We start from the raw sequence: 23,008 nt of genomic DNA on the forward strand, positions 1-23,008 counted from the left end.
AATGCACGGATGCGCAGCTTCAATGCACATCGAGTTCGTCCGCGACCCAGCCGCTGCGCGTCAGGTGCACGCCCAGGCGCACCTGCATCGTGCCCTCGCGCTGGATGGCGCGTGCGAGCAGGGGAAAGGCCTGCTGCACTTCGGGGGCCGTGGCCCAGGCGTCGGTTGCGATGCGGTAGGTGAAGAGCAGCGAGGTCGCGGTGCGGCCGTCGCGGGTCTGCGGCGGGTCCCAGCCGATCAGGCGATCCAGGCTCAGCGTGGCGGCGCAGAGGTCGGCCGGGTGCGTGAGTGTCTGCGTGGTGGTGCGCACCACCACCGGCACCTGCAGGTAGTGCTGGCGCCCTGCGTCGGTCAGCGCGTATTCGCGCGCCGTAGCCACGTCCTTGCCGCGCACCAGCCCCAGCTTCTCGAGCACCGGCATCTGCTGCGCATCGGGTTCCCGCGAGCCGGCCGGCACGGTGATCGGCCAGCTGTACTTGGCCAGGCACACATGGCCGCGCTGCGCGAGGTAGTCGTTGACCGTCGCCGTGAAGTTCTCGTGGTTGGGAAAGCGCGCGGCCTCGTTGCTGCAGCCCGCGAGCGAGACCAGCGCGGCCAGCAGCAGCAGGGAGGCGCCGACGCGTCGCAGCGGGATCGAGTGGATGTTCGTCTTCATTTCACGCACCGGCCGGTGGTCGGCGCCTTGGCGGGCGGCTGGTAGCCGTCGCTCAGCACGCCCAGGAAGCAGACCAGGTCGGCGATCTGCTGCGGGGTCATGACCGGCGCCGAGCCGGGCGCGCGCGGCTGCGTGCCGCTGGCCAGCGTCTTGTCGCCGCCTTCGCCGGTGCCCAGCGGCACTTCCTCGTCGACGTTGCCTTGCTGCGCGCGCGGCAGGTCGTTGTACTTGCGCACCGTGGCGCCCGGCACATGGGTGGGCTGCAGCGCCCAGCCCGGGTTGGCCCGCGGCGCGCCGGTGCCGTCGGGGTCGGCGGGGTACCAGTACTCGGGGTGGGTGTCGCGGGTGTTGTAGAAGTTGACGACCTGGTCCAGCGAATGGAGCACGCCGTTGTGGAAGAAGGCGCCGCGCGTCGCCACGTTGCGCAGCACCGGGACCTTGAACATGCCGCAGTAGGGGTTGGCCGTGTTCGGCGTGGCGGGCTGGTGGTCGGTGCGGTAGGGGCCGCACAGTCCCATGTCGAAGTAGGCCGGGTCGTCGTTGGCCGGGATCGGGTCCGGGTTGTTCGGGATCGACCGGTCGTTGCGCGGCGCGCCCAGGGCCTGGTAGGTGAAGTCGGTCATCAGGCCCGAGTTGCCGTTGAAGTTGGCGCCCGTGTAGTGGCAGCCCGAGCAGTTGGTCACGCCGGTGCTGTGGAACAGCACCTCGCCACGCCGTTCGGCCGGCGTCAGCGTGCCACCGGCCTTGTTGAACACATAGAGGTCGTACTTGCTGCTGTAGGGATGGAAGCTCAGGTCTTCCGTCTCCAGCGCCTGGATCGCGCTGCCCACGGCGTCGAAGGCCTTGCCGGTGTCGTTGAACACGTCGGCGCCGTAGGCCTTCTTGAACAGCTCGGCGTAGCTGCTGCGCTGCACCGCCTTCACGACCGCCTCCTTCGAGGGATTGTTCATCTCGAGCGGGTTGAGCAGCGGCAGCGCGACCTGTGTCGCCATCGTCGCCGCACGGCCGTCCGCCATGAAGCCGCCACCGGGCGAGTTGCTGGTCACGCCGTCGGGGTTCGGTGCGTCGTCGTCGAAGGCCGGCGTCGATTCCCGGTAGCGCAGCGAAGGCACGGCGCGCACGCCGTACAGCGTGGGGTCCGAGCCCAGCTGCACCGAGACGCTGTTCGGGGGCCCGTAGGCGTATTGCGGGTCATGGCAGCTCGCGCAGGACATGTTGCCGCCGCCCGAGAGACTCTTGTCGAAGAACACCATTTGCCCGACCTGGGCGGCCGGGCTCAAGGCCGGCGCGTGCGGGCCCGCGCCGAGGGCAGCGGTGGGCTGAGCCGTTGTCGCCACGCGCCTGTCGTCGCAGCCCGCCAGGGCCAGCAGCGCCAACGAGAGCGCCACGACCAGCGGGGCTGTCTTTACCATTCTCAGATTCATCATTCACCGTTGCATCGCGCGAGCGTTGCCTCACGAAAAAAAGTTCCAGGCGGCGCCGCGCGGGCGCCTGCCTGGAACATCACCGCCCCGGAGGGCGGTGTTCGGCTCAGTGCGTGGCCCAGACGTTGGTCTGGCTCGCGTCGGGTCCCACCTGCGGCGTGATCTGGCCCTGGAGCTTGCCCGTGAGGGTGTCGACCTGGCCCACGATGTCGGCGGCGTAGAGCTTCTGCGTGTAGTTGCCCGGGATCACGTAGGCATGGTTGATCGGCCGCACCGAGTCGAAGTGCGTGTCCGCGCTGCCCGCGAATTCCGGCAGGGCCGTGATGTTGGCCGTGATGAAGGCTTCGGTGTACTTCGCGCGGTTCAGGTAGCTCGCATCGACCGCCGGGTCGGCGATCTGGAACATGTCCTGCAGCGTGCGCACGAAGGAGAAGTGGCTGTAGGCGTCGGTGTCGGCCACATTCTTCTTCGCCGTGCCCACGTCCTGCTGGTTGGAAATGATGCCGAAGATCGAGTTGCCGTGGCCGAAGTTGCCCGCGGCGTAGTTGCTCGGCGCGGCGGTGGCCGTGGCCTTGCCGCTCGCGTCCACCGTCACGGGTGCGGCGCCGGAGTTCTTGCCGCCCGCGTTCCAGCCGCAGCAGGAGCCGTTGCTGCCGCCTTCGCCTTCGTCGTACATCACGACGATCGCGACGCGCTTGTTCGGGTTCTTCCACAGCGCCGAGCTCTGGATCTTCTTGACCACCATGCCCAGGTAGATGTCGGCGCGCATCACGCCGTTGGCCTGGCCGTTGTTGTTGCTCACGCAACTCGTGTCGCTGCCCACGCCGTGCATGTCGTCGCACTGGTCGGGCACGATGAAGTTGATGTTGCCCACGTCGCCCGTGGCCAGGTCCTTGCTGAACTGGTCGTAGACCCAGCCGCTGGGCACCGGGTAGGCCGAGGCCTTGAGCCAGTCGGCTTCCTGGTATTGCGTGCCGAAGATGGTGCGGTTGGTGGCCGCGAACTCGGGCAGGTTGCGCGCGCTCTGGTAGGCGATCGAGGGTCCGTGCTTGACCTTGTAGAGCCCGTTGACCACGCCGAAGTTGGGGGTGCCGGCGAGGCTGGGCGTCGAGCCGTCGAGGTTGGTGAAGCCGTTGAGGCGGTTGGTCGCGTCGTAGGTGGCGGTGATGGCCGGGTCGGCGATGCTGTCGGCGCGCACGTCCTGGCCGGGGTTCATCGACTCGCTGTAGGTGCGGATGGTGCGGCCCGTCCTGGACATCAGCGTGAACAGGTTGTCGCCGGGGATGTTGTGCACGGTGCCGCCGGTGGGGTTGTCGCCGCAGGTGGTGCTGGCCGCGCTGTAGCCGGCGCGGCTGGCGCTGGTCGCGGGTGGCAGCTGGCCCTGGGCGGGCAGGGGCTGGCCGTCGGAAGCCGTGCCGCCGGTGAAGGCGACGTCGGTCACGGCATAGGGGGTGCCGGCGACCGCGCCGCAGCCGAACCAGTTGTCGTCGGTGATGCCGAAGTCGTCGCCGCCGCCCAGCGCGGTGTAGTTGGGCTCGGACGGGTTGCCGGTCGAGTAGTAGGTGCTGAGCTGGTTGTACTTGTTCAGGATGTAGTTGATGTTCACGGCCCGCGAGTTGCCGACGATCACGTCGGTCGACTTGTTCTCCTCGATGACCACGAAGATGTTGTCGTAGGCCGGCACGCCTTCCACGTTGAAGGCCGCCTGCTGGGCCTGCGCGAAGGTGATGGGCGCCTGCTTCTGCGTCGGCACCGAGGGCGTGGCGTTGCTGCCGTCGCGGTTGGTGAGGGTCACGCCCGTGAGGCCGACCAGGCGCGGGTCGCCGCCGGCGACCGCCAGGTTGTCGGGGAACATGTCGCCGCGGTCGAGCTTGGTGGTCGCGTAGGTGTAGCGGTTGGTCAGCTCGTTGTCCTGGTACAGCGCCGCGTACTGGGTGGCGCCGCTCAGGGTGTTGACGTCGGCCAGCGGGTCGGTGACCGCGGCCGTGCCCAGATTGAAGACCGGGCCGTTGAGGCGGGCGGCGAGGTTGGCCTTCTCGGCCGCGTAGCTGCTGCCGTTGGCTTCCACCAGGCGCTGCGCTTCGCTCGACAGCGGGCTGATCACGACCTGGCCCACGCCCTGGTCGGCGATCTGGTCGGCCGACGCGCGCAGGATCAGGTGGCTGGCCACGGGCGCGCCGGTGGCGGTGTTGATCGCGCCGGTGCCGATGTCGGCCACCAGCGGGCCGGTGCCGGTGGTCGTCAGCGTGAACTTGCCGCTGGCGTCGGTGACCGCGGACGCTTCGCCGCTGTCGAGCACGCCGTTGCCGTTGCTGTCGACGAAGACCGTGGCCTTCTGGTAGTAGCCGGCCTTGAGCGTCGGATTGCCCGTGCTGCTGCCCGGCACGAAGCCGCTGGCGGCCACGACACCGCTGTACGTCGTGCTGCTCGTGTTGGTGGGGGGAGGCGTGATCGAGACGGAGCCGCTGCTCCCGTCATTCCCGCCGCCGCAAGCGGCGAGCACGCAAGCCGCAATGGTCGTCAATGACGTAAGCCAGACTCTTTTTTCGAGAATCAACATATAAATATTGGGGGGTGTGGGTGATGGAAGGTTTTGGCCGGCCGCGCGGGAATTCGGGCGTCGTTTTCTTTTCAATACGAACCGCCACGTCGAGGGGCAATGTAGAAATGCCTGGTGACAGTTGTGTGTCAGACGCGCGTTGGACGCTTTGCCAATTCGGGTGCGCAGGCGCGGCCAATTCGCTTTCAATAATTCAATGATCTGACCGAGGCCTGACCCCCGGATGTCAATTTCTGACGGCGGCCTGACTTATTGGGTCCATTGACTGACCCCGGCCTGACCTATTGAATCAATCGGAAATTGGAAACAATTTGCAAAAAAATACGCGCACCCGCCCCGGGCCGCGTCAGCGGTCTTCGGGCGTCGCAGCGGGCCCGGCCGAGAGGCCGGCTCAGCCGGCCATCGACAGCGCGCCGGTCTGCTGCGCGATGGTCTTGCGCAGGCAGTCGCGCAGCAGCTTCGCGCTCGGCGACAGCGGCCGGCCGACGCTCCACAGCAGCCCCACGGGCCGCACCAGCGAGGGCAGCGGCAGGGGCAGCACCTCGACGATGCGCGCCTTGTCGAACTCCTTCGAGATCGAGGCCGGCAGCGTGGCGATCGCGTCGCTGTGCGCGAGGTAGCTGCGGATGAAGGACACCGACAGCGTCTCGATCGCGTTGGCCGGCTCAGGCAGGCCGCTGTCCTTGAACCATTGCGACAGCGGTTCGCGCAGCAGCGAGCCCTCGGGCGGCAGGATCCAGGCGTAGGGCGCGAGGTCCACCCATTCGAGGCTGCTGTGGCGTGCCAGCGGGTGGCCGGCGCGCACCACCACCGTGGTCTGGTCCTCGAACAGCACCTCTTCCTCGACGCCGGTGTCGGCCTTCTGCAGGGGCAGCGTGCCCAGGATCAGCTCGATGGCGCCCGAGCGCATCTCGTGCAGCAGCACGTCCATCGTCGCCTCGCGCACGATCACCGGCGTGGCCGGCGAGAGCTTCTTGAGCTTGAGCAGGCTCGCGGGCAGCAGCGAGATGGCGGAGGAGGGCAGCACGCCGATGCGGATCTTGCCGGTGACGCCGTGCGACAGCGCATGCAGCTCGTCGCCCACTTCGGCCAGCCCGCGCATCATCATCTTGGCGCCGCGGATCATGCATTCGCCGAAGGGCGTGGGCGTGATGCCGCGCACGCTGCGGTCGAACAGCTTCATCTCCAGCCCTTCCTCCAGCTCGGTCAGGGTCTTGGAAACGGCCGGCGTCGTGACGTTCATCAGGGCCGCGACCTTGCCGATCTGGCGGTAGTCGTCCAGCGCCACCAGCAGCTGGAAGTGGCGCGGCTTGAGGCCGGCGCGGATGTACCAATCGAGCTTCGCCATGGACGATCTTCCTTTTCGAGTCTGCACCGGGATGGTGCGTCTCCATTTACCAATTGGTTGGGTCTGAGGGCGGCTGGCGCTTGCGAGTCGCGCAGGACCCAAGGGTAGCAATGTTCGGGTCAGCCTGTGGTGGGCCGCCGTGGTGCATGCTTCTGCCGCTTTTTCGGGCCTTAACCAGACGGTAAAGGGAAGCGGCTCAATATTCAATTGTCATAAATCGCAAGGCTTCTACGATCCGTCCCCGATCAAGCAGTGTTTTTTCCAATGGATCACAGGAGCGAGTCGATGGAAGTGATTGTCGTCGGGGGTGGAATCGGAGGCATGTCTGCGGCGTTGAGCCTGCATGCCGCGGGCATCGGGGCGCAGGTGTACGAAGCGGCGCCGCAGATCGCCGCCATGGGGCTGGGCATCCATCTGCAGCCGAACGCGGTGCGCGAACTCACCGAGCTGGGGCTGGCCGATGCGCTGCACAGCCAGGCCGTCGCGATCCAGGAACTGGCCTTCTACAGCAAGCGCGGCCAGCGCATCTGGAGCGAGCCGCGCGGCCGCGAGGCCGGCTACCACTGGCCGCAGTACGCGATCAACCGCGGCACGCTGCAGGTGATCCTGCTCGAGGCCGCACGCGCGCGCCTGGGCGCCGGGCGCATCCACACCGGCCACCGGCTGGCGTCCTTCGAACAGGACGAGACCGGGGTCACGGCCCACTTCGTGGACAGCGTCACCGGCGCGCCGCTGCCGCCGGTGCGCGGCGACGTGCTGGTGGCGGCCGACGGCCTGCATTCCGTGGTGCGCAAGCATTTCTACCCCGACCAGCCACTGCGCTACGGCGGCCAGCTGATGTGGCGCAGCGCGGTCAGCGCCGCGCCCTTCCTGGGCGGCAGCACCATGATCATCGCGGGCCACCGCAACCAGAAGCTGGTGTGCTACCCGATGCGCAACCAGGCCGACGGCACGGTGATCCTCAACTGGATCGCGGAGCTGGGCCAGAGCGGCGACGGCCCGCCGCGCGAGGAATGGAACCAGAAGGTCGACCGCAGCAAGTTCTCCGGTGCCTTCGACGCCTGGACCTTCGACTGGCTCGACGTGCCCGCGCTGATGAAGGCCGGTGCCGAGGTCTTCGAGTTCCCCAAGGTCGACCGCGATCCGGTGCCGCAATGGACCTTCGGCCGCGTCACGCTGCTGGGCGATGCGGCGCACCCGATGCACCCGGTGGGTTCGCAGGCCGGTTCGCAGGCGGTGGTCGACGGCCGCGTGCTCGCGCACCACCTGGCCGCCACGCGCGACAAGCCGCAGGAAGGCTTGCTGCGCTACGAGGCCGACCGCCTGCCGCCGATGCGCGACATCGCCTTGCAGAACCGCACCCTGGGCCCGGAACTGGTCATGGAGATCGTCGAGGAGCGCGCACCCCAGGGCTTCGCCCACATCCACGACGTGCTGAGCGCCGAAGACCTGCAGGAGCGTGCCGATGCCTTCAAGCGGCTCGCGGGCTTCGCGGTCGAGAGCCTCAACAACCGGCCTTCCTACAGCGTCGCGCGGCCCTGAGATCGCGCACCTGCTCCTCTCCTTTTCGTTACCACCCTTCAGAAAGCCAGCCATGCCTCCACGCTTCAAGCCGATCCGCTCGCTGACCGCCACGCTGCTTCTCGCAGCCTGCGCGGTGTCGGGCTTCGCGCAGCCACAACAACAAGCACCCCAATCCGCGAGCACGATCGAATCGCGCCTGAAGACCGAGCTGCTCGCACTCGGCTTTCCCGAAGGGCAACTGCCGGTGCTCAAGCCAGCCTTCGGCAACTACGTCGATGCGGTGAAGGTCGGCAACATGCTCTACCTGTCGAGCGCCGCGCCGCAGCGCCCCGACGGCCAGTTCGTCAAGGGCCGCGTGCCCGACCAGGTCGGCGTGGCCGACGCGATGGTCGCGGCCAAGCTGGCCTGCGTGCGGCAGATCGCGCGCCTGAAGCTGGTGCTGGGCGACCTGAACCAGGTGCAGCGCATCGTCTACGTGCGCGGCAAGGTCTATTCGCAACCCGACTTCACCGACCAGACCAAGGTGACCGATGCCTGCTCGGCGCTCTACGTCTCGGTGTTCGGCGATGCCGGCCGCCATGCGCGCACCACCGAGGGCATCGTGGCCGGCCCCTTCGGCGTGGCGGTGGAGATGGAGACCTTCGTTGAACTGAAACCGACGGCGACGCTGGTGTCCGCCGCACCCGAGGAGAAGAAGTGAGCCCGCGTTCCACCCCCCAATTCGTCCGCCTCGCGGCCGGCCTGCTGTGCGGCCTCGCGCTGGTCGGCGGCGCCCTGGCCCAGACCACCACCAAGATCGGCTTCCAGGCCGGCCTCACCGGTCCCGCCGCGGCCGACGGCAATGCCGGGCTGGCCGCGGCCAAGCTCGCGGTCGAGCAGATCAACGGTGCCGGCGGCCTCAACGGCAAAAAGCTCGAACTGGTGGTCTACGACGACCAGGGCAAGCCCGAGCAGGCCGTGCCCATCGCCAACCGCATGGTGGGCGACGGCGTGCGCGCCGTGGTGTCGGCCGGCTTCTCCGGCCCCTCGCGCGCGGCCGCGCCGGTGTTCCAGAAGGCAAAGATTCCCTACATCGCCTCGATCGCCTTCGCGCCCGAGATCACGCGCACCGGCAACTACATGTTCCGCGTGACCAGCGTGGGCGAGGTGCAGGGCCGCGCCGCCGCCAAGCTGGTGGGCGAGGTGCTGCGCAAGAAGCGCACCGTGCTGCTGACCATCAAGACCGACTTCGGCAAGACCCTGGCCGCGGGCTTCAAGGAGGCTGCGCCCAAGTTCGGCGTGCAGCTGCTCAAGGAGTATGAATACGCGCCCAGCGACCGCCAGTTCGGCCCGCTGATCGCGAGCATCAAGGCCGACAACCCCGAGGTCATCTACGCCACCGGCTTCTACTTCACCGCCGGTCCGCTGGTCGCGCAGCTGCGCAGCGCGGGCATCACGGCCGACGTGGTGGGCGCCGAGTCGCTGAGCTCGCAGCAGTACATCGACATCGCGGGCCAGGCCGCCGAAGGCACGGTCATCACCAACGTGATCGACTGGGGCTCGCAGCTGCCCGAGATCGCCGACTTCCTCAAGGCCTACGAGAAGGCGACGAACAGCAAGGCCGAGGCCGCCGCCACGTCGACCCATGCGGCCGTGACCACGCTGGCCGCCGCGATCCGCAAGGCCAAATCGGACGAGCCCGAGAAGATCCGCGCCGCGCTGGAAACCACCGACGTGATGACCGCCATCGGCCGCATCAGCTTCAACAAGCTGCACGAGGTGAAGAAGAACTTCCCGCTGAGCATCGTGCGCAACGGCAAGTGGGAACGCTTCGGCGTGATCGACGACGCCGCGCTGCTGGCGCCGCCCGAGCAATGAGCCTGTTCCTCAACCTCTCGTCGCAGGGGCTGATCAACGGCGCGGTCTACGCGCTGATCGCGATCGGCCTGGCGATGGTGTTCGGGCTGCTGCGCATCCTGCACATCGCGCATGCGGGGCTGTTCGCGCTCGGCGGCTACCTGGGGCTGGTGATCACCAACGCCACCGGCAGCTTCGCGCTCGGGCTGGTGCTGTCGATGGCGCTGGTCGCCATCTGCGGCGTGCTGATGTACCGCCTGTGCTACGAGCCCATCCTCGACCAGCCGCCCTACGTGCCGCTGATCGCCTCGGTCGGCATGTTCCTCGCCATCGAGGAGCTGCTGCGGCTGGTGTTCGGCGACCACGGCCTGTCGTACCACGTGCCGCCGCTGGCCGGTGCCATCGACGTGGGCAGCATGCGCATCAAGTACGCCGAGATCGCGGTGGTGGTGATGGCCTGCGTGCTGCTGGGCGGGCTGGCGCTGTTCGCCACCCGCACGCGCATCGGCATGGCCTGGCGCGCGACCGTCAGCGAGCCGCGCATGGCGGCCTCGTGCGGCGTGAGCCTGCGCCAGGTGCGCTACCTGAACTTCGCCATCGGCTCGGCCTTCGCCGCCGCCGCGGGCGTGATGGTGGGCGTGCTCAACAACCTGGTCGAGCCCTCGATGGGCGCAGTGCCCAGCTACAAGGCGCTGGCCATCATCGTGCTGGGCGGCCTGGGCAACATGGGCGGCACCCTGGTCGCGGCGCTGCTGCTGGGCCTGGTCGAAGCCTTCGGCGCGACCTACCTCTCGAACTACCTCGACCGCGACAGCATCGCGTTCGCGGCCATGCTGTGCGTGCTGCTGATCAAGCCCGAGGGCCTGTTCTCCGGGCCCGCACGCGCCACCGGCGGGCTCGCCAAGACACTGCAATTGAAGGGAGCGGCCAAGTGGGTGCTTACGAAACGTCCATCCTGACGCTGGTGGCGATCAACGTGATCCTCGCGCTGAGCCTGAACCTGATCTCCGGCCTCTGCGGCCAGGTGAGCCTGGGCCACGCCGCCTTCTTCGGCGTCGGCGCCTATGCCACGGCGCTGCTGGCCAAGGCCGGCTTCGGCCTCTGGCTCACGCTGCCGCTGGCGCTGCTGGCGGCGGGGGTCTTCGGGCTGGTCGTGGGCTTCTGCAGCCTGCGGGTGCGCGACGACTTCCTGGCCATCGCGACCATGGCGGCGGGCTTCCTGTTCCTCGGCGTGGTGCGCACCAGCGATGCGCTGGGCGGCGAGCTCGGCATCTCGCAGATCCCCGAGACTGCGCTGGGCGACTTCTTCCCCTACTTCGTGGTGCTGTGCGCCGTGGCCGCGGGCCTGTTCTGCGCCTGGGTCAAGAAGAGCTGGCTGGGCTATGCCTTCGAGGCCGTGGCCGCCGACGAGACGGCCGCGCGCAGCCTGGGCATCGACACGCCGCGCTTCAAGCTGGCGGCCTTCGCGCTCGGCACCGCGCTGGCCGGCGTGGCCGGCTGCCTCTATGCCTACTACCTGGGCACGGTGGGCGCCGAGGCCTTCGGCTTCCCGGTGTCGGTGATGATCCTTGCGATGGTGGTGATCGGCGGCATGGGCTCGATCTGGGGCAGCGTGCTGGCCGCGACCCTGCTCACGCTGATGCCCGAATGGTTCCGCTTCATCAACGACTACAAGCTGCTGGTCTTCGGCCTGCTGCTGTTCATGATGATGCGTTTCGTGCCCGGCGGCCTGTTCCCGCTGGTGCTGCGGCAGGCCGCACGGCTGCGCGGAGGGAAGGCGGCATGAGCACGACGCTTCCTCTTCAAGCCAGGGCCAGCGGCGAGCTGCTGGTGATCGACGACGTGGGCGTGCGCTTCGGCGGCATCGTCGCGGTCGACGGCGTGTCCTTCGAGGTGCGCGACGGCGAACTGCTGGGCCTGCTGGGCCCCAACGGCGCGGGCAAGACCACACTGCTGCGGCTGATCTCCGGCGTGGTCGATCCGACCGCGGGCGCGGTGCGCTTTCGCGGCGAGACGCTCAACGGCCTCAATGCCGCCAAGCGGGCGCAGCGCGGCATCGCGCTGTCGCACCAGATCGTGCGGCCCTTCCGCAACATGACGCTGCTGGAGAACGTGGTGCTCGCGGCCGGCTCGGCCATCACCCGCACGCCCTGGCGCGCGCTGGCCACGCTCGACCGCCGCCCGCTGCGCGACGAAGCGATGCGCTACCTCGAGATGGTGGGCATCGCCGCGCTGGCCGACAAGCTGCCCACCGCGCAGCCGCTGGGCGTGCTCAAGCGGCTCGAGGTGGCGCGCGCGCTGGCCACGCGGCCGCAACTGCTGCTGCTGGACGAGCCGCTGGCCGGGCTGGGCCACGGCGAGGCGCTGCGCCTGGCCGACCTGATCCGCTCGCTCAACCAGGGCGGCGTGACCATCGTGCTGATCGAGCACAACCTGGCCGAGGTGATGCGGATCTGTCCGCGCATCGTGGTGCTGAACAACGGCCGGAAGATGGCCGACGGGCCCGCGGCCGAGGTCATGGCCGACCCGGCCGTGATCGAGGCCTACCTGGGCGAAGGAGCCGCACTTGCTGAACATTGACAACCTCTCCTGCGGCTACGGCTCGGCCGTGGTGCTGCACGGGCTGAACCTGCAGGTCAACGCGTCCGAGGTGGTCGCGCTGATCGGCCCCAACGGCGCGGGCAAGACCTCGACGCTGCAATGCATCGCGGGCCATGTGCGCGCGCAGTCGGGCACGGTGCGCTTCAATGGCAAGGACCTGGCGCCGCTGCCGCCGCAGAAGCGCGTGCTCGAAGGCATCGCGCTGTCGCCCGAGGGCCGCAAGCTGTTCGGCGACATGACGGTGCGCGAGAACCTGGTGGTGGGCGGCTACAGCCGGCCGCGCGAGGCCACCGCGCGCAACATCGAACGCGTGCTCGACCTGTTCCCCCGCCTGGGCGAGCGCTTCGATTCGCTGGGCCGCACGCTGTCGGGCGGCGAGCAGCAGATGGTGGCGATCGGCCGCGCGCTGATGGCCGAGCCCAAACTGCTCTTGATCGACGAACTGTCGCTGGGCCTGATGCCCAAGAACGTCGACATCTGCTACCAGGCGCTGCAGAAGCTGCGCGGCGAGGGCATCGCGGTGCTGCTGGTCGAGCAGAACCTGTCGAAGGCGCTGGCTTTCTCCGACCGCGCCTATGTGCTGGATTCGGGCCGCCTCGTGTGGTCGGGCACCTCGGAGGCCGCGCGCGCGCGGCGCGACCTGGTCGAGTCCATCCTGGGCCACGCCGCCAGCGCGGACCCCGCACCTGCATCCCACGAGGAACTGACTTCATGACGACGAACCACGCCATCGATGCGCTCTACGTGCGCTACCAGGTCCGCGACCTGGCCGTGATGGAGAGCTTCCTGCGCGACTTCGGCATGGTGCCGGCCGCGGCCGGCGACGGCCATCGCCTGTTCATGCGCGGCACCGGCGAGGCGCCCTTCGTCTACGAGGCGGTGCGGGGGGACGACAACCGCTTCCTGGGCGCGGGCTTCAGCGTGGCCGATGTCGCCACGCTCGAGCGGCTCGCGGCCCTGCCGGGCTCGGGCCCGGTCGAGTCCGCGGCCGAGGTGCCCGGCGGCGGCCAGCGGGTGCGCATGCGCATGCCCGACGGCTTCGAGATCGACGCGGTGCACGGTGCCACGCCCGCCGCGCCGCTGCCGGTGCGCGACGTGATCCCGCTCAACACGGTGCAGGCCAAGCCGCGCGTGAACACCGCCGTGCGCATCGCGCGCCAGATCTCGCCGGTCAAGCGCCTGGGGCACTTCGTGCTGCACGTGAGCGACCACCAGGGCTCGGTGGCCTGGCTGCAGCAGCGCTTCGGGCTGATCGCCTCGGACTACCTGGCGATTCCCGACGCCCCGGCGCAGCCCATCGGCACCTTCCTGCGCGTGGACCACGGCGACGCGCTGGTCGACCACCACTGCATGCTGGTGCTGGGCACCGACCGGCCCGGCGTGCACCACTGCTCCTTCGAGGTGAGCGACCTCGATGCGGTGATGTCCGCGCACGACTTCCTGCTGGAGCGCGGCTACACGCTGGACTGCGGCGTGGGCCGGCACCTGCTGGGCAGCCAGATCTTCGACTACTGGCGCGACCCCTTCGGCTTCCGCATCGAGCACTACACCGACGGCGACGTGGTCAACGGCACGCACGTGCCCACCATCTTCGCCGGCACCGCCGACCAGACCACGCAGTGGGGCGCCAAGCCGCCCGCCGATTTCTTCGAGTGATCCGCCCGGATCCTTTCGCAACCGAGCCACACACAACACACACATGGCCATTCAACAAATCATCAGCCCCGAGGTCACGGAGCCCGCACCGGGCACCTGGTCGAACTGCCTGCGCGTGGGCGACACGGTCTACATCGCGGGCCTCACCGCACGCGACAAGCATCTCGCGCCGACCGGCGGCGGCGAGTACGCCCAGGCAAGGCTGATCTTCGAACGCATCCAGCACCTGGTCACCGCCGCCGGCGGGTCCATGCAGGACGTGGTCAAGATCAACATGTACCTGACCCGCATCGAGCACCGCGAAGAGGTCTGGCGCGCGCGCCGCGAGTTCTTCCAGGGCGCATTCCCGGTCGCCACGCTGGTCGAGGTGAGTTCGCTGGCGCAGCCCGAGATCCTGGTCGAGATCGAGGCGGTCGCGGTGCTCAATCAAGGCGGCCGCCCGGCCCAGCAGGTGGGAGGTGGCGCATGACCGGCTTCGTCCTGCCCGCACCCGCGATCACCTCGGTGCCGGTGGCCGGTGGCCGCGGCGCCTTCCCGGTGCGGCGCGTCTACTGCGTCGGGCGCAACTATGCGGACCACGCGCTCGAGATGGGCGTGGACCCGCGCGCCGAGCCGCCCTTCTTCTTCTGCAAGCCCACCGACACCGTGGTGTCGAACCCCACGGGCGCGGTGCCCGTGCCGTATCCGCCGCAGACGCAGAACCTGCACCACGAGGTCGAGCTGGTGGTGGCGATCGGCAAGGGCGGCGCGAACATCGCCGTCGAGGATGCGGCCTCGCACATCTGGGGCCACGCGATCGGCATCGACATGACGCGGCGCGACCTGCAGCTGGCGATGCGCAAGAGCGGCAAGTCCTGGGAGATCGGCAAGACCTTCGAGCGCTGCGCGCCGGTCGGCCCGATCGTGCCGCTGGACCAGACCGGCGAGCTCACGCAGGGCGCGATCGCGCTCACGGTGAACGGCGCGCCGCGCCAGGCCAGCGACCTGTCGAAGCTGATCTGGTCGACGCGCGAGATCATCGCCGCGCTGTCGCGCTACTTCACGCTGGCGCCCGGCGACCTGATCTTCACCGGCACGCCCGAAGGCGTGGGCGCCGTGGTCGAGGGCGACCTGCTGGAGGCCAGCGTCGCCGGCCTGGGCACGCTGCAGGTGCGCATCGCGGCGCCGGCCGAAGGGGCGCAGCCATGAGCGCCTCGCCTTACACCCTGAGCGCCGACACCCGGGCCAAGCTGGTGCAGGTCGGCAGCGCCAACGTGGCGAACGCGCTGCTCAAGCGCGGCTTTCGCAACGTCTACCTGCTGGGCCTGCACCCGCTCTCGCCCGAGCAGCCGCAACTGGTGGGCCCGGCCTACACGCTGCGCTTCATGCCGGCGCGCGAGGACATCGACACCATGGCCAACTACGGCCGCAACGACAACCTGCACCGGCGCGCGGTGGAGGAGTGCCCGGTCGACCATGTGCTGGTGATCGACACCGGCGGCTGCGTGCGCTCGGCCGCGGCCGGCGACCTGATGGCCGCGCGCATGCGCCAGCGCGGCGTGGCCGGCGTGGTCACCGACGGCGGCTACCGCGACACGCCCGCGATCCGCAAGACCGGCCTGCCGGCCTACCAGCGCCAGTCGGCGCCGCCGGCCACTCCCATCGCCATGCACCCGGTCGAGCTCAACGGCCCGGTGGGTTGCGCGGGCGTGGCGATCTACCCCGGCGACGTGCTGGTGGGCGATGGCGAAGGCGTGGTGGTGATCCCGCAGCACCTGGTCGAGGAGGTCGCGGCCGAGGCGCTGGACGCGGTCGAGTATGAGGCCTTCGCCGAGCAGCAGATCGCCGGCGGCCGCTCGATCTTCGGACTGTTTCCGGCGACCCCGGAAAGCCGCAAGGAATACGACGGCTGGGTCGCGGCCGGCCGTCCCCCCCTGGAGCACACGCCATGAACCCGGTCCCGAACGAAGCCCTGATGAAGACACTGGAGCTGCTGATCCGCACGCAGGATCTCGACGCCGCGCAGTGGATCGACTTTCCCGCGTACGGCTTTCGCCAGTACTTCCTGTGGAAGAACGCCGAGACCGGCGCCAGCATCGCACTGCTCGAGTACGAGAAGGGCGGGCGCATCCCGGTCAAGCACTCGCATGCGTCCAACCAGTTCATGTACTGCCTCGAAGGCCGCTACGAGTACACCGACAGCCAGCTCACGCTGACCGCGGGCTCGTTCTACATGAACCCCAAGGACCATCCCCACGGCCCCACGCTGGCGCACGAACGCAGCGTGCTGATCGAGATCTACGACGGGCCGCACTACTACGAGAAGCCCGTGTTCCACACCGATGAAAGCATCGGCGCTTTCCTGTCCAAGTCCTGAGTTTTCGCATCCAGAGTCCTCCCATGTTCGACACCCAAGAAGTCCTTTCCGAATTCCACATCCAGCCGGTCCACGGCGGCGCCTGCACCGGCACCGGCGGCTGGAGCGCCACCGAGGGCCGCAAGGCCTTCGAGGCGGTCAACCCTGCCGACGGCACCGTCACGGCCCGCGTGGCCGGCGCCACCGCGCAGGACTACGAGGCCGTGATGGCCGCGGCCGTGGCCACCCACCAGCGCTGGCGCATGGTGCCCGCGCCCCGGCGCGGCGAGCTGGTCGCGCGCATCGGCGAACTCGCGGCCCAGCACCACGAGGGCCTGGCGGCGGTGGTGGCGCTCGACACCGGCAAGTCGCTGATGGAAGCCCGCAGCGAGGTGCGCGAACTGATCGATATGGCGGCGCTCGCGGCCGGCCAGTCGCGCATGCTCTACGGCTTCACGCAGCAGTCGCAGCGCGCCAAGCACCGCATGTACGACCAGTGGCTGCCGCTGGGCGTGGTGGGCGTGATCTCGGCCTACAACTTCCCGGCTGCGGTCTGGGCGCAGAACGGTTTCCTCGCGGCCATCGGCGGCAACACCGTGGTCTGGAAGCCCAGCCCCAAGGTGCCGCTGACCGCGCTGGCGCTGCAGCACCTCTCGAACCAGGCGATGCAGGAGCTGGGCTTCGAAGGCGTGTTCACGCTCTTCATCCCCGACGACAACGCCGTGGCCGAGCGCCTGGTGGCCGACCCGCGCGTGGCGCTGATCTCCTTCACCGGCTCGAGCGGCGTGGGCCGCAAGGTGGCGAACATCGTGGGCGCGGCGCTGGGCCGACGCTACATGCTCGAGTGCTCGGGCAACAACGGCTGCATCGTCGACGAGACGGCCGATCTCAAGCTGGCCGCGCGCAGCATCACCTTCGGCGCGGTCGGCACCACCGGCCAGCGCTGCACCAGCACGCGCCGCGTGATCGTGCAGCGCACGGTGGCCGACGAACTGGTGCAGCTGCTCAAGCAGTCCTTCGCGCAGATCAAGGTCGGCGACCCGCGCGAGCCCGGCACCGTGATCGGCCCGCTGGTCGACGCACCGGCCATCGGCCACTACGAGGACGCGATCGCGCAGGCGGTGGCGCTGGGCGGCCAGGTGGTCTACGGCGGCAGGCGCATCGACCGGCCGGGCCACTACGTCGAGCCCACGCTGATCACGCAGACGCAGCCCGAGTGGCCCTGCGTGCAGCACGAGACCTTCGCGCCCATCGTCTACGTGATGACCTACGACACGCTCGAGGAAGCGATCACGATCCACAACGGCGTGCCGCAGGGCCTGGCCTCGGGCATCCACAGCTCGAACCTGGGCAACATCGAACTGTTCCTGTCGGCGCAGGGCAGCGACTGCGGCATCGCCAAGGTGAACATGGGCACCACCGGCGCCGACATCGGCGCGGCCTTCGGCGGCGAGAAGGAAACCGGCGGCGGCCGCACCGCGGGCTCCGATGCCTGGAAGGGCTACATGCGGCGCCAGAGCGTGTGCATCAATTGGGGCGGCGAGTCGCCCTGGGACCAGCGCATCGCACTGTAGGGGTCAGGGCTTCAGGGCGCCGTGCGCGGCGCCCCCAGGATCGCCGAGACCTTGTCGGCGGCGTTCTTCAGGGCGTCGACCGTCGCAGGGTTCGCCTGGGCCGGCAGGAAATGGATCGAGCCCACGATGGCCAGCGCGCCGAAGAGCTCGCCGCCGCTGTGGAAGATCGGTGCGGCCAGCGCGTTCACGCCCATGAACACCTCTTCGGGCGCCTCGGCCCAGCGGCGCTTGCGCACGATGTCGATCTCCGCGCGCAGGCGGTCCGCATCGACGATCGTGTGCGGCGTGGCGGCGGCCAGCGGATGCGTCAGCAGGCGCTCCAGCAGCGCCGGCGCGCCGAAGGCCAGCACGATCTTGCCCTGCGCCACGGTGTGCAGCTTGTACTCGGTGCCCGAGCTCAGCAGGATCTCGAGCTGGCTGTGCCCGCGCACCAGGTCGAGCACCACCACGTGGTTGTCGGTGAAGGTGGTGATGACGATGGTCTGCCCCACCTGGTCGCGCAGCTCCTCCATGACCGGGCGCGCGAGGCTGACCACATCGAACTGCCGCACCAGCTTCTGGCCCAGCAGGAACAGCCGCCAGCCCACGCTGTAGCGGCTGCTGCGGGCGTTCTGGATCACATAGCCCTCCTGGCGCAGCGAACTCAGGTGCCGGTGCACGCGTGCCTTGGGCATGCCGAGCCGCTCGGCCAGCTGCGTCACGCCCAGCTCGGCATTGGCCTCGGCCATCACCTCGAGGATGCGCAGCGAGATGACGGAGGTCGACGAGCTGTTGCCGTCCTGCGGCCCTTCCTCCCGGGTCCCTTCGTCCGTTCCGGTGAGGGGGGCGGTGGGGGCGGCGGGCAGGGAAGAGGGGTTCGATGGCATAGGAAAGGTCAGTCGTGTCGTGGGGCGCCGGGGCGCTCGAGCCGCAGGAAGCGCTCTGCATACACATGGTACTTCTGGGTGTTGGGCTGGCCGGCGTCTTCCGGCCGCACGAAGCGGATCGAGCTGCGCCCGCGGCAGGCCTGCGGGAGGATAAAGCAGCGGATGAAGGTGGTCGCGCTGTCCTGGGTCGTGGGCGCCAGCACCGGCGCATGGCCCAGCTCGAACCAGGCGTCGCCGGGCCCGTGGACCTGCGTCGTCCCCTGGGTCTCGATGGTGATCTCGCCGTCGAGGCAGCAGCGGATGCCCGGCCCCTGGTGGACGTGGGTCAGCGCCACGCCGCCGGGCGGAAAGGCCACGCGGTCGCAGCGCATGAGCCAGTCGAAGCCGCTGTCCAGCTCGATCGCCTGCTCCAGCTTGCAGACCGAGCGCGTCGCCGGTGCGGAACGCAGGGTGCCCGCTTGCGCCGCGTCGTGCGGCACCAGTTCCCAACGCCAGAGCACCACCTCCGACTCGCCGGCCAGCAGCGCGAGCGCGTCGTCGCCGACCCAGGCCGTGTCGTGCACCACATGCTGCGCGCCGGTGGCGAACTCGACGGCGAGCTGGCCTTCGACCACATAGATCGCCCGCGAGAGGGCGGGCAGGTAGACCGGGGCGTGGCGGGCGGGGATGCGGTCTTCCAGAAGGCGCAGCTTGAATCGATGCATGGGAACTCCAAGGTTTGAAGCCTGTAGTATCGATAAACGATACACGCATGTCTATTAGTGGTTAATACTGAGACGAAATCTCTTGGTGATCCATAAGATTCGTTCTTCGATACGAATGTATCTTTCATGAAGACGCGTGGCCGCAGCGTTTGCGGCCCTCCAGGAGACCTCCCATGAGCATGGCGACCGCCGGCACCGACCCGGCAACGACGACAACCCCGAACGCGCGCTGGTACGTGGGGCGCACCAAGGCGCAGTGGCAGACCTTCGGCTCCGCCTATGTGGGCTGGATGCTGGACATCATGGATCTGATGCTGTTCGCGATGATGATCAAGTACATCAGCGCCGACCTGGCCTTCGACAAGGGCGTGGCGGGGCTGATCGCCTCGATGACGCTGCTGGCCACCGCGGTCGGCGGCCTGGTCTTCGGATTCCTGGCGGACCGCCTGGGCCGCACCCGCTCGATGGTGCTGAGCATCCTGTGCTATTCGCTCGGCACCGCGTTGTGCGGCTTCTCGCAGACCGTGACGCAGCTGCTGATCTTCCGTTTCATCCTCGGCCTCGGGGTGGGCGGCGAGTGGTCGGCGGGCGCGACGCTGATCACCGAGACCTGGCCGGCCGAGCACCGCGGCAAGGTGATGGCCTGGGTGCAGAGCGCGTTCGCGCTGGGCTACGCGCTGGCGGCGCTGATCGCGGCGCTGGTGCTGCCTTACTTCGGCTGGCGCTGGGCCTTCGCGGTCGGCCTGCTGCCGGCGATGTTCGCGTTCTGGGTGCGGCGCCACACGCCGGAATCCTCGATCTGGCTGGAACAGAAGCGACGCCTGTCCGTGGGCGAGACCTTCTCGGTGCTGTTCGGGAACCACCTGCGGCCCACGCTCGTGTGCCTGGCATTTACCTCGGCGGCGATGTGCGGCTACTGGGGCCTGTTCACCTGGGTGCCGACCTACCTCGCGACGCCGGTGGCGCAGGGCGGGCCGGGCTTCGACCTGCTCAAGTCGACCACCTGGATCGTCGTGATGCAGGCCGGCGCGGCCCTGGGTTTCATCGTGTTCGGCTACTTCGCCGACGCCATCGGCCGCCGGCGCTCGTTCATCCTGTTCTTCCTGGCCTCGGCGGTCGCGGTACCGCTCTACGTGGCGATCACGTCGCCGACGCTGCTGCTGCTGTTCGGCCCGGTCGTGGCCTTCTTCGGCACCGGCTTCTACAGCGGCTTCGCGCCGACCTTCGCCGAGCTGTTCCCGACGCAGGTCCGCGCCACGGCGCAGGGCTTCATCTACAACACCGGCCGCGCCACCAGCGCGCTGGCCCCCGCCGCGGTCGGCTTCCTCTCGCAGGGCAACGGCGTGAGCAGCGCGCTGGCCGCCACGGCCGGCTTCTTCGCCCTGGCCGCGGTGATCGTGTTCTTCTTCGTGCCCGAGACCAGGAGCGAGGCGCTGCGCTGAGGCGCAGGGTCCGAACCGAAGGCCGGCGCCTCGGCGCTGATCGACTTCCCGGCCTGAGTTCTGGTGAGGCCCGGCCTCAACCCTCTTCTTCGTACCAGCGGTCCTTGCCCAGCATCACGCGGTGATGCCCCTGGCCGGCCGGCATCATCGGGAAGCAGTTCTCCTGCGCCGCCACCTGCACGTCGAGGAAGAAGGGGCCGTCGTGGGCCATGCATTCGGCCAGTGCCGCATCGAGCTCGGCCGGGTCGGCGACGCGCCGCGCGCCCCAGCCGAAGGCGCGCGCCAGCGCCACGAAATCGGGCAGCGCCTCGTTCCAGCTGTGGCTCAGCCGGTTGCCGTGGTTGAGCTCCTGCCACTGGCGCACCATGCCCATGTAGCCGTTGTTCGACAGCACCAGCTTGACCGGCGCGCGGTGCTGCATCGCGGTCGACAGCTCCTGGATGTTCATCAGCACCGAGGCGTCGCCGCTCACGCAGACCGCGAGCGCGGCCGGGTGCGCGACCTGCGCGCCGATGATCGCCGGCAGGCCGTAGCCCATGGTGCCGGCGCCGCCCGAGGTGAGCCAGCGACGCGGGCGGTCGAAGCGCAGGTACTGCGCGGCCCACATCTGGTGCTGGCCGACGTCGGTCGAGACGATCGCATCGCGCCCGCCCACGGCCTGCTGCAGCGAGCGCATGAGCTGCTGCGGCAGGATCACGTCGGTGCGCGGCGCGAAGTCCAGGCAGCGCTTCGCACGCCAGCGCTCGACGCGCTGCCACCAGGGCGCGAGCCGCTCGGCCGGCAGATCCTGCAGCACGGGCAGGACCCGCAGCGCCTCGAGCACGGCGGCGCAGTCGCCGACCATCGCCACGTCGACCTTCACCACCTTGTTGATGCTGGCCGGGTCGATGTCGATGTGGATCTTGCGTGCGTGCGGGCAGAACTCGTCGAGCTTGCCGGTCACGCGGTCGTCGAAGCGCGCGCCCACGCAGACCACCAGGTCGGCGTCGTGCATGGTCAGGTTGGCCTCGAGCGTGCCGTGCATGCCCAGCATGCCAACGAAGCGCGGGTCGGACGCGGGGAACGCGCCCAGGCCCATCAGCGTCAGCGTGCAGGGCGCGTTGAGCTGGCGCACCAGCAGCGTGAAGGCCTCGCAGGCCGCGGGCCCGGAGTTGATCAGCCCGCCGCCGCCGTAGAACACCGGCCGGCGCGCGCTGGCGAGCAGGTCGGCCGCGCGCTGCAGGCTGCCGGGTGGCGGTGTCGAAGGGGCCGCACGCGACAGGCGGCGCGGCATGGCTTCAGGCTCGCCGCCGCGCAGGCGCGCGGACTGCACGTCCTTGGGCACGTCGAGCAGCACCGGGCCGGGCCGGCCGCCGGTGGCGATCGCGAAGGCGCGGCGCACCGCGGCCGGGATCGCGTCGGCCTCGCGCGGCTGGAAGTTCCACTTGGTCACGGGCCGGGTCATGCCCAGCGCGTCGCTCTCCTGGAAGGCGTCGGTGCCGATGGACGCCGTCGCGACCTGGCCGCTGATGCACAGCACCGGCACCGAATCGCTCATCGCATCGAGCAGGCCGCTGATGGTGTTGGCCACGCCCGGGCCCGAGGTGACCAGCACCACGCCCACGCGGCCGGTGGTGCGGGCATAGCCCTCGGCCGCATGCACCGCCGCCTGCTCGTGGCGCACCAGCACATGGCGCAGCCGCGGCTCGCCGTGCAGCGCGTCGTAGAGCGGCAGCGCGGCGCCGCCGGGGTAGCCGAAGATCGTGTCCACACCGCATTCGATCAGCGTGGCCAGCAGGGCCTGCGCGCCGTTGCGCACGATGGCGTCCGGTTCGGCGGCAACGGCGGCAGCGACGGGCTGCGGGGGCAGGGTAGCGGGATCGCGTTCGAGGGCTGTGGTGTTCATCCCTCGATTCTTCGGCATATGCCGCAGAATATGCTTCCTGTTTTCGCCTTCTGGAGCGGCTAACTTGAAGAATCAACGTTCAAAAGAGAAATCCTCCGAAGGATCTTTCGACAAGATCGACATGGCGATCCTTCGCATCCTGCTGCAGGACTCGCGCCGCACGCTGCAGGAGATCGGCACCGAGGTCGGGCTGTCGGCCACCAGCTGCTGGAGCCGGATCAAGCGGCTGGAGAGCGAGGGCGTGATCAAGCGCTACACCATCGACGTCGACCCGGGCAGCCTGGGCTACCACGACTCGGTGATCGTGCAGGTCACGCTCGAGAGCCACACCGACGAGATGCTCTACGAGTTCGGCCGGGTGCTGGCCACCATCCCCGAGATCCAGGAGGCCTACCTGGTCTCGGGCGACTACGACTACTACGTGCGCATCGCGGTGCGCGACACGCGCGACTACGAGCGGCTGCTGCGCGAGAAGCTCTACAAGATCCCCGGCATCCGCCACAGCAAGTCGAGCTTCGTGCTGCGCGTGCTCAAGGAGGCGACGGTGCCGCTGGCGGGGCTGTGAGCGAGGAAGGGCCGCGTCGTGCGCGGCACCTTC

22 protein-coding genes are annotated in these 23,008 nt (G+C 69.1%); 15 read left to right on the forward strand and 7 right to left on the reverse strand.

Features of this window, described 5'->3' with window-relative positions:
* Positions 1-19: 19 nt before the first annotated feature.
* The 4 genes from K0H49_RS19500 to K0H49_RS19515 all read right to left on the reverse strand — a co-directional run bounded on the left by K0H49_RS19500 (position 20) and on the right by K0H49_RS19515 (position 5,987).
* The gene (locus tag K0H49_RS19500; protein WP_257625025.1) at positions 20-655 is read right to left on the reverse strand and encodes a hypothetical protein; all 636 of its coding nucleotides are present in this window, start codon (positions 653-655) and stop codon (positions 20-22) included.
* The gene (locus K0H49_RS19505; RefSeq protein ID WP_257625026.1) at positions 652-2,067 is read right to left on the reverse strand and encodes a cytochrome-c peroxidase; all 1,416 of its coding nucleotides are present in this window, start codon (positions 2,065-2,067) and stop codon (positions 652-654) included. Before K0H49_RS19505 ends, K0H49_RS19500 begins: the two co-directional genes overlap by 4 nt.
* Before the next feature lie 118 nt (positions 2,068-2,185).
* A complete protein-coding gene (locus K0H49_RS19510; RefSeq protein WP_219215997.1) occupies positions 2,186-4,639 on the reverse strand; it encodes an alkaline phosphatase family protein in 2,454 nt (817 codons plus the stop codon).
* A gap of 391 nt (positions 4,640-5,030) precedes the next feature.
* Positions 5,031-5,987, reverse strand: coding sequence for a LysR substrate-binding domain-containing protein (locus K0H49_RS19515; RefSeq protein ID WP_219216000.1), 957 nt, complete (start codon positions 5,985-5,987; stop codon positions 5,031-5,033).
* A 285-nt stretch (positions 5,988-6,272) separates the two neighbouring features.
* Here K0H49_RS19515 and K0H49_RS19520 point away from each other — a divergent pair, with 285 nt between their 5' ends.
* From K0H49_RS19520 to K0H49_RS19580, 13 genes are read left to right on the forward strand one after another with little or no spacing between them, the layout of a single operon-like run.
* Positions 6,273-7,529, forward strand: coding sequence for a flavin-dependent oxidoreductase (locus tag K0H49_RS19520; protein ID WP_307886078.1), 1,257 nt, complete (start codon positions 6,273-6,275; stop codon positions 7,527-7,529).
* Positions 7,530-7,581: 52 nt separating this feature from the next.
* Complete coding sequence (locus K0H49_RS19525) at positions 7,582-8,211, forward strand: RidA family protein (RefSeq protein ID WP_219216004.1); 630 nt, start codon at positions 7,582-7,584, stop codon at positions 8,209-8,211.
* Positions 8,208-9,368, forward strand: a complete 1,161-nt coding sequence (locus tag K0H49_RS19530) for an ABC transporter substrate-binding protein (RefSeq protein WP_219216006.1) — start codon at positions 8,208-8,210, stop codon at positions 9,366-9,368. The genes K0H49_RS19525 and K0H49_RS19530 overlap by 4 nt, the downstream gene beginning before the upstream one ends.
* The gene (locus K0H49_RS19535; protein WP_219216008.1) at positions 9,365-10,306 is read left to right on the forward strand and encodes a branched-chain amino acid ABC transporter permease; all 942 of its coding nucleotides are present in this window, start codon (positions 9,365-9,367) and stop codon (positions 10,304-10,306) included. Before K0H49_RS19530 ends, K0H49_RS19535 begins: the two co-directional genes overlap by 4 nt.
* Positions 10,279-11,133, forward strand: a complete 855-nt coding sequence (locus K0H49_RS19540; protein ID WP_374122384.1) for a branched-chain amino acid ABC transporter permease — start codon at positions 10,279-10,281, stop codon at positions 11,131-11,133. The genes K0H49_RS19535 and K0H49_RS19540 overlap by 28 nt, the downstream gene beginning before the upstream one ends.
* Positions 11,130-11,927 (forward strand): ABC transporter ATP-binding protein, encoded by a 798-nt coding sequence (locus K0H49_RS19545; RefSeq protein ID WP_219216010.1) that lies wholly within the window; start codon positions 11,130-11,132, stop codon positions 11,925-11,927. Before K0H49_RS19540 ends, K0H49_RS19545 begins: the two co-directional genes overlap by 4 nt.
* A complete protein-coding gene (locus tag K0H49_RS19550) occupies positions 11,914-12,663 on the forward strand; it encodes an ABC transporter ATP-binding protein (protein WP_219216012.1) in 750 nt (249 codons plus the stop codon). The genes K0H49_RS19545 and K0H49_RS19550 overlap by 14 nt, the downstream gene beginning before the upstream one ends.
* Positions 12,660-13,604, forward strand: a complete 945-nt coding sequence (locus tag K0H49_RS19555; RefSeq protein WP_219216015.1) for a VOC family protein — start codon at positions 12,660-12,662, stop codon at positions 13,602-13,604. The genes K0H49_RS19550 and K0H49_RS19555 overlap by 4 nt, the downstream gene beginning before the upstream one ends.
* Before the next feature lie 43 nt (positions 13,605-13,647).
* Positions 13,648-14,073, forward strand: a complete 426-nt coding sequence (locus K0H49_RS19560) for a RidA family protein (protein WP_219216017.1) — start codon at positions 13,648-13,650, stop codon at positions 14,071-14,073.
* A complete protein-coding gene (locus tag K0H49_RS19565) occupies positions 14,070-14,792 on the forward strand; it encodes a fumarylacetoacetate hydrolase family protein (RefSeq protein WP_219216018.1) in 723 nt (240 codons plus the stop codon). The genes K0H49_RS19560 and K0H49_RS19565 overlap by 4 nt, the downstream gene beginning before the upstream one ends.
* On the forward strand, positions 14,789-15,535 hold the full coding sequence (locus K0H49_RS19570; RefSeq protein WP_219216020.1) for a ribonuclease activity regulator RraA: 747 nt from the start codon (positions 14,789-14,791) through the stop codon (positions 15,533-15,535). Before K0H49_RS19565 ends, K0H49_RS19570 begins: the two co-directional genes overlap by 4 nt.
* Positions 15,532-15,960 (forward strand): cupin domain-containing protein, encoded by a 429-nt coding sequence (locus K0H49_RS19575; protein ID WP_219216022.1) that lies wholly within the window; start codon positions 15,532-15,534, stop codon positions 15,958-15,960. Before K0H49_RS19570 ends, K0H49_RS19575 begins: the two co-directional genes overlap by 4 nt.
* Before the next feature lie 23 nt (positions 15,961-15,983).
* Positions 15,984-17,513 (forward strand): aldehyde dehydrogenase family protein, encoded by a 1,530-nt coding sequence (locus K0H49_RS19580; protein ID WP_219216024.1) that lies wholly within the window; start codon positions 15,984-15,986, stop codon positions 17,511-17,513.
* 11 nt (positions 17,514-17,524) lie between these two features.
* Here K0H49_RS19580 and K0H49_RS19585 read toward each other — a convergent pair whose 3' ends face one another.
* Positions 17,525-18,379 carry an IclR family transcriptional regulator gene (locus K0H49_RS19585; RefSeq protein ID WP_219216026.1) on the reverse strand — a complete coding sequence of 285 codons (855 nt, stop codon included), beginning with the start codon at positions 18,377-18,379 and terminating at the stop codon, positions 17,525-17,527.
* A gap of 8 nt (positions 18,380-18,387) precedes the next feature.
* Positions 18,388-19,083: a cupin domain-containing protein gene (locus K0H49_RS19590; RefSeq protein ID WP_219216027.1), complete on the reverse strand. Its 696-nt coding sequence runs from the start codon at positions 19,081-19,083 to the stop codon at positions 18,388-18,390.
* A 173-nt stretch (positions 19,084-19,256) separates the two neighbouring features.
* Between K0H49_RS19590 and K0H49_RS19595 the strand changes: the two genes are divergently transcribed.
* Positions 19,257-20,525, forward strand: coding sequence for an MFS transporter (locus K0H49_RS19595; RefSeq protein ID WP_257625027.1), 1,269 nt, complete (start codon positions 19,257-19,259; stop codon positions 20,523-20,525).
* Positions 20,526-20,601: 76 nt separating this feature from the next.
* On the opposite strand, the gene ilvB is transcribed toward K0H49_RS19595, so the two are convergent.
* Positions 20,602-22,410: a biosynthetic-type acetolactate synthase large subunit gene (gene ilvB / locus K0H49_RS19600; RefSeq protein WP_219216029.1), complete on the reverse strand. Its 1,809-nt coding sequence runs from the start codon at positions 22,408-22,410 to the stop codon at positions 20,602-20,604.
* A 121-nt stretch (positions 22,411-22,531) separates the two neighbouring features.
* On the opposite strand from ilvB, the gene K0H49_RS19605 reads away from it, so the two are divergent.
* Positions 22,532-22,975, forward strand: coding sequence for an Lrp/AsnC family transcriptional regulator (locus K0H49_RS19605; RefSeq protein WP_183025354.1), 444 nt, complete (start codon positions 22,532-22,534; stop codon positions 22,973-22,975).
* Positions 22,976-23,008 lie beyond the last annotated feature (33 nt).

The organism is Variovorax boronicumulans (assembly GCF_019352895.1).
GTDB classification, from domain to species: Bacteria; Pseudomonadota; Gammaproteobacteria; order Burkholderiales; family Burkholderiaceae_C; genus Variovorax; species Variovorax boronicumulans_A.